Origin of the sequence: Kluyvera genomosp. 1, assembly GCF_001266615.1 — a bacterium.
Taxonomy (GTDB): Bacteria; Pseudomonadota; Gammaproteobacteria; order Enterobacterales; family Enterobacteriaceae; genus Kluyvera; species Kluyvera cryocrescens_A.
In genome coordinates this window covers 13,147-30,300 of sequence record NZ_LGHZ01000038.1, presented here as the reverse complement: position 1 = coordinate 30,300, position 17,154 = coordinate 13,147, and the positions used below count along the sequence as shown (strand labels likewise).

Genomic DNA, 17,154 nt, shown 5'->3' with positions numbered 1-17,154 from the left:
ATGAACAATATGAACGTAATTATTGCCGATGACCACCCGATTGTGCTGTTCGGGATTCGTAAATCTCTGGAACAGATTGAGTGGGTGAACGTTGTTGGTGAATTCGAAGACTCCACTGCGCTAATTAACAATTTACCAAAACTTGATGCCCACGTGCTGATTACCGACCTCTCCATGCCTGGAGATAAGTACGGTGACGGTATTACGTTGATTAAGTACATCAAGCGCCACTTCCCGGGTCTGTCGATTATCGTCCTGACCATGAACAACAACCCGGCAATTCTTAGCGCCGTGCTGGATCTGGACATCGAAGGGATTGTGCTGAAACAAGGTGCACCGACTGACCTGCCAAAAGCGCTGGCTGCGCTGCAGAAAGGGAAGAAATTTACCCCGGAAAGCGTCTCTCGCCTGCTGGAGAAAATCAGCGCTGGCGGCTACGGCGACAAACGTCTGTCACCGAAAGAGAGCGAAGTATTGCGTCTGTTCGCAGAAGGGTTCCTGGTGACCGAGATCGCCAGAAAACTCAACCGCAGTATTAAAACCATCAGTAGCCAGAAGAAATCGGCAATGATGAAGCTGGGCGTCGAAAACGACATCGCCCTGCTAAACTACCTATCTTCCGTCACGCTTTCCCCATCAGATAAAGACTAACGTCCGAACGCACCGGGGCTGACAGCACGTCAGCCCCGGCGTATTACCCGTCAAAGTGAATCCCGTTTCATCCACGTATGACAAAAAAGCCCGACCGCAGCCAGGCTCTCCATTAATGACTTTCTCTCTTATTCCCGCGACTTACGCACTCTTGCCGCATAAACCGTCAAGGTCTGCTTCAGTACGTCCAGGGTCACCGGTTTAGACAGACAGCTGTCCATTCCTGATTCCAGGCAGCGCTGCTTCTCTTCTGCCAGTGCGTTAGCCGTCACGCCAACAACCGGTAGCGTCAGCCCCAACTGACGAATACGCTGCGTCAGACGATAGCCATCCATATTCGGCATGTTGACATCACTCAGAACAATATCGATATGATTTTTGCTCAACACGTTCAGCGCATCGACACCATCATTTGCGGTTTTACACTGATAACCCAGCGATCCCAGCTGATCCGCTAAAAGACGGCGGTTGATCGGATGATCGTCAACCACGAGGATCATCATGTCATCGTTGCTGTCTTCCGGAATCTCATGCGCTGCCTGTAGCTCGGAAGCCTCGCCCGTCTCCATCTTCACGCGATAAATTCGGCCAAGCAGCGTCATGATCTCGTGCGGCGAAACAATGCTGTGAATCCATTGCCCTGGTGCAAATTCCTGTGGGATACCAATATGGCGACGACAGAAGACCACCGCGGCGCGACCTGCCCACGACTGGGTAATATCATCATCGGAGATCAACAGGTCATCCGGCTGTGGTGTTTCGTCGTCATAAATGCGCACGTCCATACCATGGTAGGTCAACAGAGTCTGCAAGAAATTAGACAGCGCCACGTTGCGCACCGCGAGCCAACAGCGAACCGCCGCCAGCCCGCCGATCATTAGCGGCGTTTGGTCCTGTTCACCGTACAGTGGAATACGCAACGTAAACTGGCTACCCATGCCCGGCTCGGTATCCACCGCAATATCGCCGTCCATCATATTGACCAGCTTTTCACAAATCGCCAGTCCCAAACCTGTCCCCTGGAAGTTACGCTGTACGCCGGTCCCCACCTGGAAGAACGGATCAAATAGTCGCACCACTTCTTTTGCCGGAATCCCAACCCCAGTGTCACGAATACTGATACTGAGATAATAACCTTCCCGTTTCAGGTGCAAAATAATGCAGCCAATATCGGTGAACTTAATGGCATTACTCAACAGGTTAGAGATAACCTGCTGAAGGCGCATTGGATCGCCCATCAGTTTCGCCGGCACATCAGGCTCGATAAAGCAGTACATCCCCAGCTGTTTTCTCACCACCAGTGGTAAATAGTTGGCGGTGATATGGTTCATCACCTCTTTCGGTGAAAACTCGCGAGGTTCAATCTTGAGCTGTTCGGACTCAATTTTCGAGAAGTCGAGAATGTCGCTGATAATCTTCAGCAGCAGCGCCGATGAGTTGTTCATGGCGGTCACCAGCCGATCAACGCCTTTCGGTAACTCTTTAGTCTGCAACAAATCAAGGTTACCGATAATCCCGTACAACGGCGTACGCAGTTCGTGGCTGACGGTCGCGAGGAACATGGATTTCGACTGACTAGCCTGCTCCGCCGCCTGCGCCATCTCCTGCAGTGACTCTTCCATTTTGACGCGTGAACTGACGTCAACCAGCACGCAAATCGCCACGTTTTCATTGCGATAGCGCGAGTGAACAAAGCTAATTTGCAGGTTGGTGTTGTTACTGGTCAGCACGTCAACAAAGTTCACCTGTTGACCGCAGATGATCTGCGTCAGCCGCTGGCGGTCTTCATGTGTGAGCATATTCAGGTAATTATGCGCCAGCTCGTTACTCAGGATATTGGTGCCGTCCTGCGTCCTCAGAATACAGATGCCGACCGGCGCGGAAGCCACGATTTTACGGTTAAACTGCTCGTGCTCTTCCAGGCGCAGCGCGTCGGACTCCGCGGGCAAGAAGATACGCCGCTCATACATCCGCGCCATGGTAAACAGCGCTATCCCCGTCAACAGGTTTAGCAGCAAAGCGTTGAGTACCAGAATGCGAATACGCTCAAGCACCGCGTCCAACGGCACAGAGTAAACAATACTGAGCGACGAAGGTGATAGGGTTTTCTTCATCACCAGTTCACGATAACCGGCGGTATAACCAAACCACAGGCGCTCCTGCAGCGCCCGCGTCGTGATATGCAATTTGTTATCCGGCCCGGAGAGCGAAATCAGCGTATTGCCATTGTCATCCAGAATAGAAACACCCATCGGCATGCTGCCAGGCGTGAAGAAGTTTTCCACACGAATCGTCTGCTCAACGCCTAACAGCGCCTGCAGGCGGTTAGCCAGATACACAGGTGTTAAGGCGTAGAAATAGCCCACGCTGTGACGCGGCCCCTGTCCAACCCAGAACAGGTTGCCACCGCGTTCATCCTGCGGGGCATCGCGATAGGCCATGATACGTTCGTGCAGCGCTTTAAGCGCTTCGCTTCGCTCTACCGGCATCTCGCGTAGGCCAAAGTTGGCCATGCACAGATTATCGCTGCCAATTAAAAAGACGCGGTTAAGATCGTAGGCGGCGGAAAAGTTTTCTCGCCAGTAGCGCAGGAACCAGGAGAGCGATTCCAGAGGGCCACGCCAGGTGGCATCAAGATTGCCGCAGTCAGAATCCGGGAACAGCGGCTCAAAGTCGGGGATATCGGCGCTATCCTTTGCCGCACCAGCAGGCAAAGAACCGTTGGCCGCCGTCAGCCGGTTTTCAGCAATATACTTGAGTTCCTTAATCACATCGGAGGTGCGCTGGAAATATCGCTGTGCCTGGTCGGAGTTAAGGTTAAATTCCTGGCGGATTTCCGACTCTTTCTGATGCAGGGCATTCACAATATAGAATACCGAAATCAATGCGATGAGCAGCCAAAGCAGCAATGCCAACGCCCGGAACAGGTAGCGCGAGACTTTCAGCGTGGTGCGAAAGGAGACAAGATATTTCAAAGTGGCGAAACTCCGCCGTCAAAGGCTAACAGGATGTGGTTAAGGTAGCGGGAAAAGCCCTTTACCGCAATGTTAAAGCGCACAGATAAGCCGCCTGAACGAGTGCTACGAGAGAGTAAATCCCCCGTACAGGCCATAAAAAAAGAGCCGGTCTTCACCGGCTCTTTTATACGACTCATACTGACGAATTACTCGTCGGCGTCGTCGGCAACATCGTCGTCGCTCTGAGTTTCTGGCGCGATTTCATCATCGCCTTCCGCAGCGCTTCCGTCGATAGCGTCCAGTTCTTCGTCATCAACTGGCTCAGCAACGCGCTGCAGGCCCACAACGTTTTCATCTTCCGCAGTACGGATGAGAATAACGCCCTGGGTGTTACGACCCACCACGCTGACTTCCGACACGCGGGTACGCACCAGCGTACCGGCATCGGTGATCATCATGATCTGGTCGCAGTCATCAACCTGAACCGCACCGACCACGGAGCCGTTACGCTCGGTGACCTTGATGGAGATAACGCCCTGAGTGGCACGTGACTTGGTTGGATACTCTGCCGCCGCGGTACGTTTACCGTAACCGTTTTGCGTCACGGTCAGGATTGCGCCATCACCGCGTGGAATAATCAGAGATACCACTTTGTCTTCGCCCGCCAGTTTGATACCGCGAACGCCAGTGGCAGTACGCCCCATCGCACGAACGGCATCTTCTTTGAAGCGAACCACTTTACCAGCGGCAGAGAACAGCATCGCTTCGTCAGAACCGGAAGTCAGATCAACGCCAATCAGCTCATCGCCTTCATTGAGGTTAACGGCAATAATCCCGGCAGAACGCGGACGGCTGAACTCGGTCAGCGCCGTTTTCTTCACGGTACCGCTGGCGGTAGCCATAAAGACATTCACGCCCTCTTCGTATTCACGAACCGGCAGGATTGCGGTAATACGTTCGTTCGCTTCCAGCGGCAGCAGGTTGACGATTGGACGTCCACGCGCGCCACGACTCGCTTCCGGCAGCTGATAAACCTTCATCCAGTACAGACGACCACGGCTGGAGAAGCACAGAATCGTATCGTGGGTGTTGGCCACCAGCAGGCGGTCGATAAAGTCTTCTTCTTTAATACGCGCCGCCGACTTGCCTTTACCGCCACGACGCTGTGCTTCGTAATCGGTAAGTGGTTGATATTTTACGTAACCCTGGTGAGACAAGGTCACTACAACATCTTCCTGGCTAATCAGGTCTTCGATATTAATGTCAGCGCTGTTGGCGGTGATTTCCGTGCGACGTGCATCGCCGAACTGTTCACGTACCAGCTCCAGCTCTTCGCGGATCACTTCCATCAGACGCTCAGCGCTGCCAAGGATGCGCAGCAGTTCAGCGATCTGCTCCAGCAGCTCTTTGTATTCGTCGAGCAGTTTTTCATGCTCAAGGCCAGTCAGTTTCTGCAGACGCAGATCCAAAATAGCCTGGGCCTGCTGCTCGGTCAGGTAGTACTGACCATCGCGTACGCCAAATTCTGGCTCCAGCCACTCCGGACGCGCAGCGTCATCGCCCGCACGTTCCAGCATGGCAGAAACGTTGCCCAGATCCCATGAACGCGCAACCAGGCCGGCTTTCGCCTCAGCCGGGGTTGGCGCACGACGGATCAGTTCAATGATCGGATCGATGTTCGCCAGCGCAATCGCCAGTGCTTCAAGAATGTGCGCGCGATCGCGGGCTTTACGCAGCTCGAAGATCGTACGGCGTGTCACCACTTCGCGACGGTGACGAACGAAAGCGGCGATAATGTCTTTCAGGTTCATGATCTTCGGCTGACCATGGTGCAGTGCCACCATGTTGATACCGAAGGAAACCTGCAGCTGAGTCTGGGAGTAAAGGTTGTTGAGAACCACTTCTCCGACCGCATCGCGTTTCACTTCAATCACGATGCGCATACCGTCTTTATCAGACTCGTCGCGCAGCGCGCTGATGCCTTCAACGCGTTTGTCTTTCACCAGCTCGGCGATTTTCTCGATCAGGCGCGCTTTGTTCACCTGATACGGAATTTCGTGGACGATGATGGTTTCACGACCGGTTTTCGCGTCAGCTTCCACCTCCGCGCGCGCGCGGATGTACACTTTACCGCGACCGGTACGATAGGCTTCTTCAATGCCACGGCGACCGTTGATGATCGCCGCCGTTGGGAAGTCCGGTCCTGGGATGTGTTCCATCAGACCTTCGATGGTGATGTCTTCATCATCAACATAGGCCAGGCAGCCGTTGATCACTTCCGTCAGGTTGTGCGGCGGGATGTTGGTTGCCATACCTACTGCGATACCAGAGGCACCGTTAACCAGCAGGTTAGGAATTTTGGTCGGCATCACATCTGGAATACGTTCGGTGCCGTCGTAGTTATCGACGAAATCTACCGTTTCTTTTTCCAGGTCGGCCATCAGCTCGTGGGCGATTTTCGACATACGGATTTCCGTATAACGCATCGCTGCGGCGGAGTCGCCATCGACAGAACCGAAGTTACCCTGGCCATCGACCAGCATGTAACGCAGTGAGAATGGCTGAGCCATACGGACGATAGTGTCATAAACCGCGGTATCACCATGAGGGTGATATTTACCGATTACGTCACCCACGACACGGGCTGATTTTTTATAGGCTTTGTTCCAGTCATTGCCCAATACGTTCATGGCGTAAAGTACGCGACGGTGTACCGGCTTCAGGCCATCTCGGACATCTGGCAACGCACGGCCAACAATGACCGACATCGCATAATCCAGATAAGAGTTCTTTAACTCTTCCTCGATGTTGACCGGTGTAATTTCTCTCGCAAGGTCGCTCATCTAACCGCTATCCCTCTACTGTGTCCCGGATTCAAAGGTCGCAAATTATAACACATCCGCGTAAAGACAGGTAAACCCAATAGCACCTGCCAGACGCTTTATTCGCTCGTCGGTGCTGATATACTCGCAGACAATAACGAAATAAGGAGCAGGAACACCCATGAATGCCGAAAAAGCTGCGGTAGCGCACAACGTTGACCACGAAGAGATCGCCAAATTCGAGGCCGTCGCATCACGTTGGTGGGATCTGGAAGGTGAATTTAAACCTTTGCACCGTATTAATCCGCTGCGCCTTGGCTATATTGCCGAGCGTTCCGGCGGCCTGTTCGGCAAAAAAGTGCTCGATGTTGGCTGCGGCGGCGGCATTCTGGCAGAAAGCATGGCCCGCGAAGGAGCCACTGTAACCGGGCTGGATATGGGCTTTGAACCACTGCAGGTCGCTAAACTGCATTCGCTGGAAACCGGTATTCCCGTCGATTACATTCAGGAGACGGTGGAAGAGCACGCAGCGAAACACGCCCAGCAGTACGATGTCGTCACCTGCATGGAAATGCTTGAGCACGTCCCTGACCCGCAGTCGGTGGTAAAAGCCTGCGCCCAGTTGGTCAAACCCGGCGGACAGGTTTTCTTCTCAACGCTGAACCGTAACGGCAAATCATGGCTGATGGCCGTTGTCGGCGCGGAATACATTCTGCGCATGGTGCCAAAAGGCACGCACGACGTGAAAAAATTCATCAAACCTGCCGAGCTGCTGAGCTGGGTTGACCAGACGGTACTGAAAGAGCGCCACATGACGGGCCTGCACTACAACCCGCTGACCAATACCTTTAAGTTGGCACCGGGCGTCGATGTTAACTATATGCTGCATACCACGGCGAAAGCGGAGTAACTGACTCTACAGGCCGGATAAGCTGCTGCCGCATTTTTATCCGCCAGTGCATTCTGCCAGCCCGCCCAATGGCGCTTAATTAAGCTGGCCTACCCATCATTGGTAGGCCAGCTACAACGAATTTGCGCCACATCATATTGCGCAACAACGCCCTTCGACGAAGAAATCAGCACTCGATCAAATTTTCATTTTTTTTTGCAAATTATTGACATCCTCGCCAGCCCTTATGTGCCGTGGACTTAGCGTTTTTTACCCTTTCACAACCTCAATTCAACATCAAAATCAACTCTTGTACTCAAAAGAATCCCTACTAGAATAACTCACCATATAGCGTTCAATTAATCAACGACCCCCTACATATAGTATTTATCCACAGGTTTTCACACCAACGGTAATTGTGGATAAGCAGGGGACATTTTTCTTTTCACGGACAGGTAAAAATCACATGAATCAGAGTCTGCTGGTGACGAAGCGTGACGGCCGCACAGAGCGCATTAACCTCGACAAAATTCATCGCGTGCTGGATTGGGCTGCTGAAGGGTTGCATAACGTTTCTATTTCTCAGGTTGAGCTGCGTTCCCACATCCAGTTCTACGACGGGATGAAGACGTCCGATATTCATGAGACCATTATCAAGGCCGCCGCAGACCTGATCTCTCACGACGCACCGGACTACCAGTACCTGGCCGCACGCCTGGCGGTATTCCACCTGCGTAAAAAAGCCTACGGCCAGTTCGAGCCACCGGCGCTGTTCACCCATGTCAAACACATGGTCGATCTGGGTAAATACGACAATCATCTGCTGGAAGACTATACGGAAGAAGAGTTCAAGCAGATGGACTCGTTCATCGTTCACGAACGTGACATGACCTTCTCCTACGCCGCCGTGAAGCAGCTGGAAGGTAAATACCTGGTACAGAACCGCGTCACCGGCGAAATCTATGAAAGCGCCCAGTTCCTCTATATCCTGGTCGCTGCGTGCCTGTTCTCTAACTATCCACGTGAAACCCGTCTGAGCTACGTCAAACGCTTCTATGATGCGGTCTCTACGTTCAAAATTTCGCTGCCAACGCCAATTATGTCCGGCGTACGTACCCCGACTCGCCAGTTCAGCTCCTGCGTGCTGATCGAGTGCGGCGACAGCCTGGACTCCATCAACGCCACCTCCAGCGCAATCGTGAAATACGTTTCCCAGCGTGCCGGTATCGGCATCAACGCCGGCCGCATTCGTGCGCTGGGGAGCCCAATTCGCGGCGGTGAAGCCTTCCATACCGGCTGTATCCCGTTCTATAAGCACTTCCAGACCGCAGTGAAATCCTGCTCTCAGGGCGGCGTGCGTGGTGGTGCGGCCACCCTGTTCTACCCAATGTGGCACCTGGAAGTGGAAAGCCTGCTGGTCCTGAAAAACAACCGCGGTGTTGAAGGCAACCGCGTGCGTCATATGGACTACGGCGTACAGATCAACAAACTGATGTACACCCGTCTGCTGAAGGGCGGCGACATCACCCTGTTCAGCCCGTCCGACGTCCCAGGCCTGTACGATGCATTCTTCGCCGATCAGGACGAATTCGAACGTCTGTACACCCAGTATGAAAACGACGACAGCATCCGTAAGCAGCGCGTGAAAGCGGTTGAGCTGTTCTCACTGATGATGCAGGAACGCGCCTCTACTGGCCGTATCTATATCCAGAACGTCGACCACTGCAACACCCACAGCCCGTTTGACCCGGCTATCGCACCGGTGCGCCAGTCTAACCTGTGCCTGGAAATTGCCCTGCCAACCAAACCGCTGGACGATGTTAACGACGAAAACGGTGAAATCGCTCTGTGTACGCTGTCAGCGTTCAACCTTGGCGCGATTAAGAGCCTCGATGAACTCGAAGAACTGGCGGTGCTGGCAGTCCGTGCGCTGGATGCCCTGCTCGACTACCAGGACTACCCAATCAAAGCGGCAGAACGCGGCGCAATGGGTCGTCGTACGCTGGGTATCGGCGTCATCAACTACGCCTACTGGCTGGCGAAAAATGGCAAACGCTACTCCGATGGCAGCGCCAACAATCTGACACACCAGACTTTCGAAGCTATTCAGTATTACTTGCTGAAAGCCTCTAACGAGCTGGCGAAAGAGCAAGGCGCGTGCCCATGGTTCAATGAAACGACCTACTCCCAGGGTATTTTGCCGATTGATACCTATAAGAAAGACCTGGATGCGATCACCAACGAGCCGCTGCACCTGGATTGGGAAGCGCTGCGTGAGTCGATTAAGACCCACGGTCTGCGTAACTCCACGCTCTCTGCCCTGATGCCGTCCGAGACCTCTTCGCAGATCTCCAACGCCACCAACGGTATTGAGCCGCCGCGCGGCTACGTCAGCATCAAAGCGTCGAAAGACGGTATTCTTCGTCAGGTGGTTCCGGACTATGAGCATCTGAAAAATGCGTACGAACTGCTGTGGGAAATGCCAAACAATGACGGCTATCTGCAACTGGTTGGCGTCATGCAGAAGTTTATCGACCAGTCGATTTCTGCCAACACCAACTATGACCCGACGCGCTTCCCATCAGGCAAAGTGCCGATGCAGCAGCTTCTCAAAGACTTGCTCACCGCCTATAAATTTGGCGTGAAGACCCTGTACTATCAGAACACCCGCGACGGTGCAGAAGATGCGCAGGACGATCTGGTGCCGTCCATTCAGGACGACGGCTGCGAAAGCGGCGCATGTAAGATCTGATAACGATTGCCGGGCAGCGTTACGCTGACCCGGCCTTTGATTTCCGTCATGCCCGGTTACGACGTAAAAACGGTATCCGGTACGCGGATTTATACACGCACTCAGGCGAGTTACATCAAGACGGCGCAGACGAGATGACGTGTATATTTACAATGATATTGTAAGCAGGTAAGTAAACGCCATCCGGCATTACTCTCCAGACAGGATTGACATCAATGGCATACACCACTTTTTCACAGACGAAAAACGATCAGCTCAAAGAGCCGATGTTCTTTGGCCAGCCGGTCAACGTGGCACGCTACGACCAGCAAAAATATGACATTTTCGAAAAGCTGATTGAAAAGCAACTTTCCTTCTTCTGGCGTCCGGAAGAAGTGGACGTGTCTCGCGACCGTATCGACTATCAGGCGCTGCCAGAACACGAAAAGCATATCTTCATCAGCAACCTGAAATACCAAACGCTGCTGGACTCCATCCAGGGCCGTAGCCCGAACGTGGCACTGCTGCCACTGATCTCTATTCCGGAGCTGGAAACCTGGGTTGAAACGTGGGCCTTCTCTGAAACCATCCACTCGCGTTCTTATACCCATATCATCCGTAACATCGTCAACGATCCGGCGATTGTGTTTGACGATATTGTCACCAACGAACAGATCCAGAAACGCGCCGAAGGCATCTCCAGCTATTACGATGAGCTGATTGAGATGACCAGCTACTGGCACCTGCTGGGCGAAGGTACGCATACCGTGAACGGCAAAACCGTCACCGTGAACCTGCGCGAGCTGAAAAAGAAACTGTATGTCTGCCTGATGAGCGTCAACGCACTGGAAGCCATTCGCTTCTACGTCAGCTTCGCCTGTTCCTTCGCTTTCGCCGAGCGTGAACTGATGGAAGGCAACGCCAAAATTATTCGCCTGATCGCCCGCGATGAAGCGCTGCACCTGACGGGTACTCAGCACATGCTGAACCTGCTGCGCAGTGGCGCGGATGACCCGGAGATGGCGGAGATTGCCGAAGAGTGCAAACAGGAATGCTATGACCTCTTCGTCCAGGCGGCAGTACAGGAAAAAGAGTGGGCAGATTATCTGTTCCGCGACGGCTCAATGATTGGCCTGAACAAAGACATTCTGTGCCAGTACGTTGAGTACATCACCAACATCCGTATGCAGGCGGTTGGGCTGGATCTGCCGTTCCAGACGCGCTCTAACCCAATCCCATGGATCAACACCTGGCTGGTGTCTGATAACGTACAGGTTGCGCCGCAGGAAGTGGAAGTCAGCTCCTATCTGGTTGGACAGATTGACGCGGAAGTCGATACTGACGATCTCAGCAACTTCCAGCTCTAATGAGCCGCGTGATTCTACGCATCTCTGGCACACGCTTGCTGTGCCAGGATGAACACCCATCCCTGCTGGCGGCACTGGAATCTCACAACGTTGAGGTGGAATATCAATGTCGTGAAGGCTACTGCGGCTCCTGCCGTACTCGGTTGGTATCCGGCCAGGTAGACTGGCTGACCGAGCCACTGGCCTTTATTCAGCCGGACGAAATTTTGCCCTGCTGCTGCCGGGCGAAAGGTGACATCGAAATAGAGATGTAATGATGAGTGCACCGTGCGTGCACTCATTTTCACATTTCCGCCGCTAACCCTCCCCCACCTGCCACATTCAGCGCGTTCATTACCGATAACAAAAAGCGATATCCCCCACAAATCGCGGCAATTCACTTTCGATTTACGCGCGAATATGTTCGATATCAAACAAAAAAACCTATTCATGTGACTTAATGTTGTTAAAACGAACATTGAGGACACTAAATGGACAGCGCCTCTGCACACGAATACGACGCTATTATTATCGGCGGTGGTGCCACCGGAGCCGGGATTGCCCGTGACTGCACACTGCGCGGCCTGAAGGTCGCACTGGTTGAACGCTTTGACATTGCGACCGGCGCAACTGGCCGTAACCACGGTTTACTGCACAGCGGCGCACGCTACGCGGTAACCGATAGTGAATCAGCGCGTGAATGTATCAGTGAAAATCAAATCTTACGCCGCATCGCTCGCCACTGCATCGAACCCACCAGCGGGCTGTTTATCACGCTGCCGGATGATGATCTCGCCTTCCAGAACACTTTTATCCATGCCTGCACCAACGCGGGTATTCAGGCCGAAGCGATTGACCCTGCGCTCGCTCGCCGTATCGAACCGGCGGTGAATCCCGCGTTGCTGGGTGCCGTTCGCGTGCCGGATGGCACCGTTGATCCTTTCCGCCTGACTGCCGCCAACATGCTCGACGCCCGCGAACACGGTGCCACCATTTTCACCGGTCATGAAGTCACTGGCCTCATCCGAGAAGGCGACCAGGTGCGCGGAGTAAGGCTCTATCACCATGCCAGCCGTGAAAATCGCCAGCTGTATGCGCCGGTGGTGGTCAACGCCGCAGGGATTTGGGGGCAGCGAATTGCCGAATATGCCGATCTGAAAATCCGCATGTTCCCGGCCAAAGGCTCGCTGCTCATTTTCGAAAGTCGCATTAACCAGCATGTGATCAACCGCTGCCGTCCACCGGCCGACGCCGATATTCTGGTACCCGGTGATACCATTTCCCTGATTGGCACAACCTCGACGCATATTGATTACCAGGATATTGACCGCTGCCGCGTTACCGCCGATGAAGTCGACATCCTGCTGCGTGAAGGGGAAAAGCTGGCCCCCATCATGGCCAATACGCGTATTCTGCGCGCCTACTGCGGCGTACGTCCGCTGGTCGCCAGCGATGACGACCCAAGCGGACGCAACGTCAGTCGCGGCATCGTGCTGCTCGATCACGCCGAGCGCGATGGGCTGGAAGGCTTTATCACCATCACCGGCGGCAAGCTGATGACCTATCGGCTGATGGCGGAATGGGCCACCGATGCCGTCTGCCGCAAGCTGAATCACAGTCGCCCCTGTACCACCGCCGATACGCCGTTGCCCGGTTCGCAGGAGCCGGTAGAAAAAACGCTACAGCGCATGATTTCCCTGCCCACACCACTGCGCGGTTCCGCCGTCTATCGTCACGGCGATCGCACCCCAACGTGGCTAGGCAATAGCCGCCTGCATCGCAGCGTGGTTTGCGAATGCGAGGCAGTCACCGCAGGCGAAGTGCAATATGCGGTCGAAAATCTGGCAGTGAATAATCTACTCGACCTTCGCCGTCGCACCCGCGTTGGCATGGGCACCTGCCAGGGTGAACTGTGCGCCTGCCGGGCCAGCGGTCTGCTTCAGCGTTTTGACGTCACCACCTCAGCGCAATCTCTGGCGCAGCTCTCAAACTTCCTCAATGAGCGCTGGAAAGGGGTGCAGCCCATTACCTGGGGTGATGCGCTGCGCGAGAGCGAATTAACCCGCTGGGTTTATCAAGGACTGTGCGGCCTACAAAAGGAGCCTGAAGATGAAATTTGACAGCGTCATTATCGGCGGCGGCCTCGCCGGGTTGCTATGCGGGCTACGGCTACAGCAGTCCGGCCTGCGCTGCGCGATTGTTTCGCGTGGCCAAAGCGCCCTTCACTTCTCTTCCGGATCGCTGGATCTGTTAAGCGCCCTCCCGGACGGTGCGGTGGTTCATGACCTTGATCAAGGGCTTTCAGCACTGGCGGCGCAATCGCCCCACCATCCCTATGTCAGCATCGGAATCGACAAAGTGCGGCATTATGCCCGCCAGACACAAACGCTGCTCGCAGAATGCGACGTCGCCATGCAGGGCGATGTCGCGCAGATTCATCAGCGCGTCACACCGCTCGGCAGGCTGCGTTCCGCGTGGTTAAGCCCGCTGGAAGTGCCGGTTTCACCGCTGCCGCGCGGACATATTCGGGTGATCGGCATCAGTGGCTTTCTCGATTTCCAACCGCATCTGGTCGCTGGTTCGCTACAACAGCAGGGGCTCGACGTCGATATCGCCGAAATCGACTTACCTGAGTTGGATGTGCTACGCGAAAACCCAACTGAATTTCGCGCGGTGAATATTGCCCGCGTGCTGGATGAAAAACCACTATGGCAACCGCTTTTACAGGCTCTGCTTTCGCAGAGCGAAGGCTGTGACTTGCTGCTGATACCGGCCTGTTTTGGTCTACGGGATAGCACGCTATTTGACTGGCTTAACGCTAACCTTCCCTGCCCACTCTCGCTGCTGCCCACCCTACCGCCTTCAGTGCCGGGTATGCGCCTCCACGCTGCGCTACAGCGCCGGTTTGTCGCACTTGGCGGAATCTGGATGGCCGGAGATGAGGTGGTACGAATCAGTCACAGTGAAGGAATGATTAATGAAATCTGGACCCGCAACCACGGTGATATCCCGTTAAGACCGCGCTTTGCCGTACTCGCCAGCGGGAGCTTTTTCAGCAACGGCCTGACCGCCGAACGTGAACGTATCCGCGAAACCATTCTGGGGCTGGATATTCTCGCCCCTGCGCCGCGCGCGCAGTGGTATCACCAGGACTTCTTTGCCTCACAACCGTGGCAACATTCCGGCGTTGTGGTTGACCAAATGCTTCACCCCTCTCTGCGCGGGGTAACGTTACCAAATCTCTTTGCCATCGGTTCGCTGCTCGGTGGATACGATCCCATCGCTATGGGCTGCGGTGGCGGAGTATGCGCCATCAGCGCGATGCATGCCGCGCAGCATATTATTGCATTAGCCGGAGGTGAAGCATGAGCCAGCAAAGTTTCGAAAACTGCATTAAGTGCACCGTCTGCACCACCGTCTGCCCGGTAAGCCGCGTGAACCCGCGCTATCCTGGGCCAAAACAGGCTGGGCCTGACGGTGAACGGCTGCGGCGTAAAGACAGCGGGCTGTATGATGAGGCGCTAAAATACTGCATCAACTGCAAACGCTGTGAGGTTGCCTGCCCGTCTGATGTCAAGATTGGCGATATTATTCAACGCGCCCGCGCCGATTACAGCAATGCCAAACCGGGCCTGCGCGACGCTATTCTCAGCCATACCGACATGATGGGCACGCTTTCCACACCGTTTGCCCCCATCGTTAATGCCGTCACCGGGCTGAAACCGGTCCGTCAGCTGTTGGATACGGCGCTGAAAATCGACCACCGCCGTAGCCTGCCAAAATATTCCTTCGGCACTTTCCGCCGCCGCTATCAGCGCATCGCTAAAAGCCAGATGCAGTTTGCCGAACAGGTCGCTTTCTTCCATGGTTGCTACGTGAATTACAACCATCCGCAGCTCGGGCTGGACATGATCCACGTGCTTAACGCACTGGGCATAGGCGTTCAGTTGCTAAGTAAAGAGAAGTGTTGCGGCGTGCCGCTGATTGCCAATGGGTTCTTCGATAAAGCGCGGCGTCAGGCGCAAAGTAATGCCATCTCACTGCGGGAAGCGATTATAGAGAAACAGATGCCGGTGCTGGCCACCTCATCCACCTGCACGTTCACGCTGCGGGATGAGTATCCGCACCTGCTGGAAGTGGATAACCACGATCTGCGCGACAGTATTGAACTCGCCACCCGCTGGATTTGGCGCAAGCTGGATGCGGGTGCTGAGCTGCCGTTAAAGCCGTTGCCGCTCAAAGTGGTCTATCACACGCCGTGTCATATGGAGAAAATGGGCTGGTCGCTGTATACGCTGGAATTATTGCGGCGTATTCCGGGTCTGGAATTGCAGGTACTGGAGTCAAACTGCTGCGGTATTGCCGGGACCTACGGCTTTAAATCCGAAAACTACCCGACATCACAAGCGATAGGCGCCCCACTGTTTGCGCAAATTGAAGACAGCGGTGCTGATCTTGTGATAACCGACTGTGAAACCTGTAAATGGCAGATTGAGATGTCCACCAGCAAGCGCTGCGAACATCCCATTTCGTTGTTGGCTCAGGCGCTTACAGCACCAGAGAATCGACCACGTTAATCCAGCCGTGTTCGCTGGCGACCGGGCGACCGTTTAGCCAGCGACGCAGCATATTTAATGCCATCATCGCGCACACTTCCTGACGCACCACTAAGCCATGGCGCGTATTGCTGAACTTCAGCTGAAGCGCATAGGTTTTGTCAGGAGTGGAAAGCGCTACGTTGATATGTTCCGATTCAAGCCCGCTCACCGCCAATGCCAGCCCGGCGAAGTGGTTAATCCGCCGCTCTTCTGCCCAACGCGCGGTTTGCGCGAGCGTTTCATCCTGGGCTGGAACCACCTCACTGGCCAGCAGCGGCGCACCAGCGCGGGAGAGCTGTAGCGCCAGCAGCCCGCTGGTGAACTGCTCGCTCAGCGTCAGGCTCAGCTGCTTTTCTTTCAACACGCGGGCAATCTGTGCGGGCAGACCTTCGGTGCCTTCAAAAATCAGGCTTTCTCCCGCCACTTTCTGTACTTCCGGCCACAGCGCCAGCATTGCATCGCGATGTTCAGCGGGCCCGGTCAGCTTCAGCTCAATAATCGGCATTGAGGAGCGATAGCCCATAGTAACGCCCGGCGGTAAGTCCAGATGCTGCAAGCTCTGCGCCAAATCACTTTCAGAACGACCAAAGGTGGTCAAACGCAGGCAGATTGGCGGCTCGCCTACTGGATAACGCTGGCGAATGCGAGGCAAAATCTCTTTTTCGACCATGACTTTGAATTCAGACGGCACGCCCGGCGTGAAGAACATCAGACAACGATTGAGTCTTACGGCAAAGCCACAGGCGGTACCCACGGGGTTATCAATAAGCTCAGCGCTGGCGGGAATCTCCGCCTGCTTGCGGTTGCTTGGCGCCATGATGCGACCACGTTCGGTGAAAAAACGTTCCATGCTGGCCAGCCACTCTTCATGCAGAATCAGCGATTCGCCTTTCGCCGTTGCCGCCGCCAGCGCGCTTAAGTCATCACTGGTTGGGCCCAAGCCACCGTTGACAATTAAGACGTCAGCCTGCGTGCTGCGCTCGCGCAGAATAGCCACCAAATCATCCAGGTTGTCGCCCACGGTGTTACGCCGTGACAGGGGAATTCCCTGCTGAAAACAAAAATCGGCAAGCCAGGCAGCGTTTGTATCAACAATCTGCCCCGATAAGACTTCGTCGCCCGTGGACAGCATCTCAACCGTTATCATCACTTACTCCAGT

The 17,154-nt window shown here is 54.6% G+C and carries 11 protein-coding genes; 8 read left to right on the top strand and 3 right to left on the bottom strand.

Annotated elements, in window-relative coordinates:
- Nucleotides 1–651 (top strand): response regulator transcription factor RcsB, encoded by a 651-nt coding sequence (gene rcsB, locus KP80_RS18520; protein ID WP_052285106.1) that lies wholly within the window; start codon nt 1–3, stop codon nt 649–651.
- A gap of 128 nt (nt 652–779) precedes the next feature.
- On the opposite strand, the gene rcsC is transcribed toward rcsB, so the two are convergent.
- Both rcsC and gyrA read right to left on the bottom strand, forming a co-directional pair.
- A complete protein-coding gene (rcsC, locus tag KP80_RS18515) occupies nt 780–3,626 on the bottom strand; it encodes a two-component system sensor histidine kinase RcsC (RefSeq protein ID WP_052285105.1) in 2,847 nt (948 codons plus the stop codon).
- Nucleotides 3,627–3,814: 188 nt separating this feature from the next.
- Nucleotides 3,815–6,451, bottom strand: coding sequence for a DNA topoisomerase (ATP-hydrolyzing) subunit A (gene gyrA / locus KP80_RS18510; protein WP_052285104.1), 2,637 nt, complete (start codon nt 6,449–6,451; stop codon nt 3,815–3,817).
- Between the two features lie 160 nt (nt 6,452–6,611).
- Between gyrA and ubiG the strand changes: the two genes are divergently transcribed.
- From ubiG to glpC, 7 genes are all read left to right on the top strand, one after another.
- On the top strand, nt 6,612–7,340 hold the full coding sequence (gene ubiG, locus KP80_RS18505) for a bifunctional 2-polyprenyl-6-hydroxyphenol methylase/3-demethylubiquinol 3-O-methyltransferase UbiG (RefSeq protein WP_052285103.1): 729 nt from the start codon (nt 6,612–6,614) through the stop codon (nt 7,338–7,340).
- A 445-nt stretch (nt 7,341–7,785) separates the two neighbouring features.
- Nucleotides 7,786–10,071 (top strand): class 1a ribonucleoside-diphosphate reductase subunit alpha, encoded by a 2,286-nt coding sequence (gene nrdA / locus KP80_RS18500; RefSeq protein WP_052285102.1) that lies wholly within the window; start codon nt 7,786–7,788, stop codon nt 10,069–10,071.
- Nucleotides 10,072–10,286: 215 nt separating this feature from the next.
- Nucleotides 10,287–11,417 carry a class Ia ribonucleoside-diphosphate reductase subunit beta gene (gene nrdB, locus KP80_RS18495; protein WP_052285101.1) on the top strand — a complete coding sequence of 377 codons (1,131 nt, stop codon included), beginning with the start codon at nt 10,287–10,289 and terminating at the stop codon, nt 11,415–11,417.
- On the top strand, nt 11,417–11,671 hold the full coding sequence (gene yfaE / locus KP80_RS18490; RefSeq protein WP_052285100.1) for a class I ribonucleotide reductase maintenance protein YfaE: 255 nt from the start codon (nt 11,417–11,419) through the stop codon (nt 11,669–11,671). The genes nrdB and yfaE overlap by 1 nt, the downstream gene beginning before the upstream one ends.
- 216 nt (nt 11,672–11,887) lie before the next feature.
- Nucleotides 11,888–13,516 (top strand): anaerobic glycerol-3-phosphate dehydrogenase subunit A, encoded by a 1,629-nt coding sequence (glpA, locus tag KP80_RS18485; RefSeq protein WP_052285099.1) that lies wholly within the window; start codon nt 11,888–11,890, stop codon nt 13,514–13,516.
- The gene (glpB, locus tag KP80_RS18480) at nt 13,506–14,765 is read left to right on the top strand and encodes a glycerol-3-phosphate dehydrogenase subunit GlpB (protein WP_052285098.1); all 1,260 of its coding nucleotides are present in this window, start codon (nt 13,506–13,508) and stop codon (nt 14,763–14,765) included. The genes glpA and glpB overlap by 11 nt, the downstream gene beginning before the upstream one ends.
- A complete protein-coding gene (glpC, locus tag KP80_RS18475) occupies nt 14,762–15,973 on the top strand; it encodes an anaerobic glycerol-3-phosphate dehydrogenase subunit GlpC (protein ID WP_052285097.1) in 1,212 nt (403 codons plus the stop codon). The genes glpB and glpC overlap by 4 nt, the downstream gene beginning before the upstream one ends.
- On the opposite strand, the gene KP80_RS18470 is transcribed toward glpC, so the two are convergent.
- Complete coding sequence (locus tag KP80_RS18470; protein ID WP_052285096.1) at nt 15,945–17,141, bottom strand: nicotinamide mononucleotide deamidase-related protein YfaY; 1,197 nt, start codon at nt 17,139–17,141, stop codon at nt 15,945–15,947. The two genes, glpC and KP80_RS18470, sit on opposite strands and share 29 nt — an antisense overlap.
- Nucleotides 17,142–17,154 lie beyond the last annotated feature (13 nt).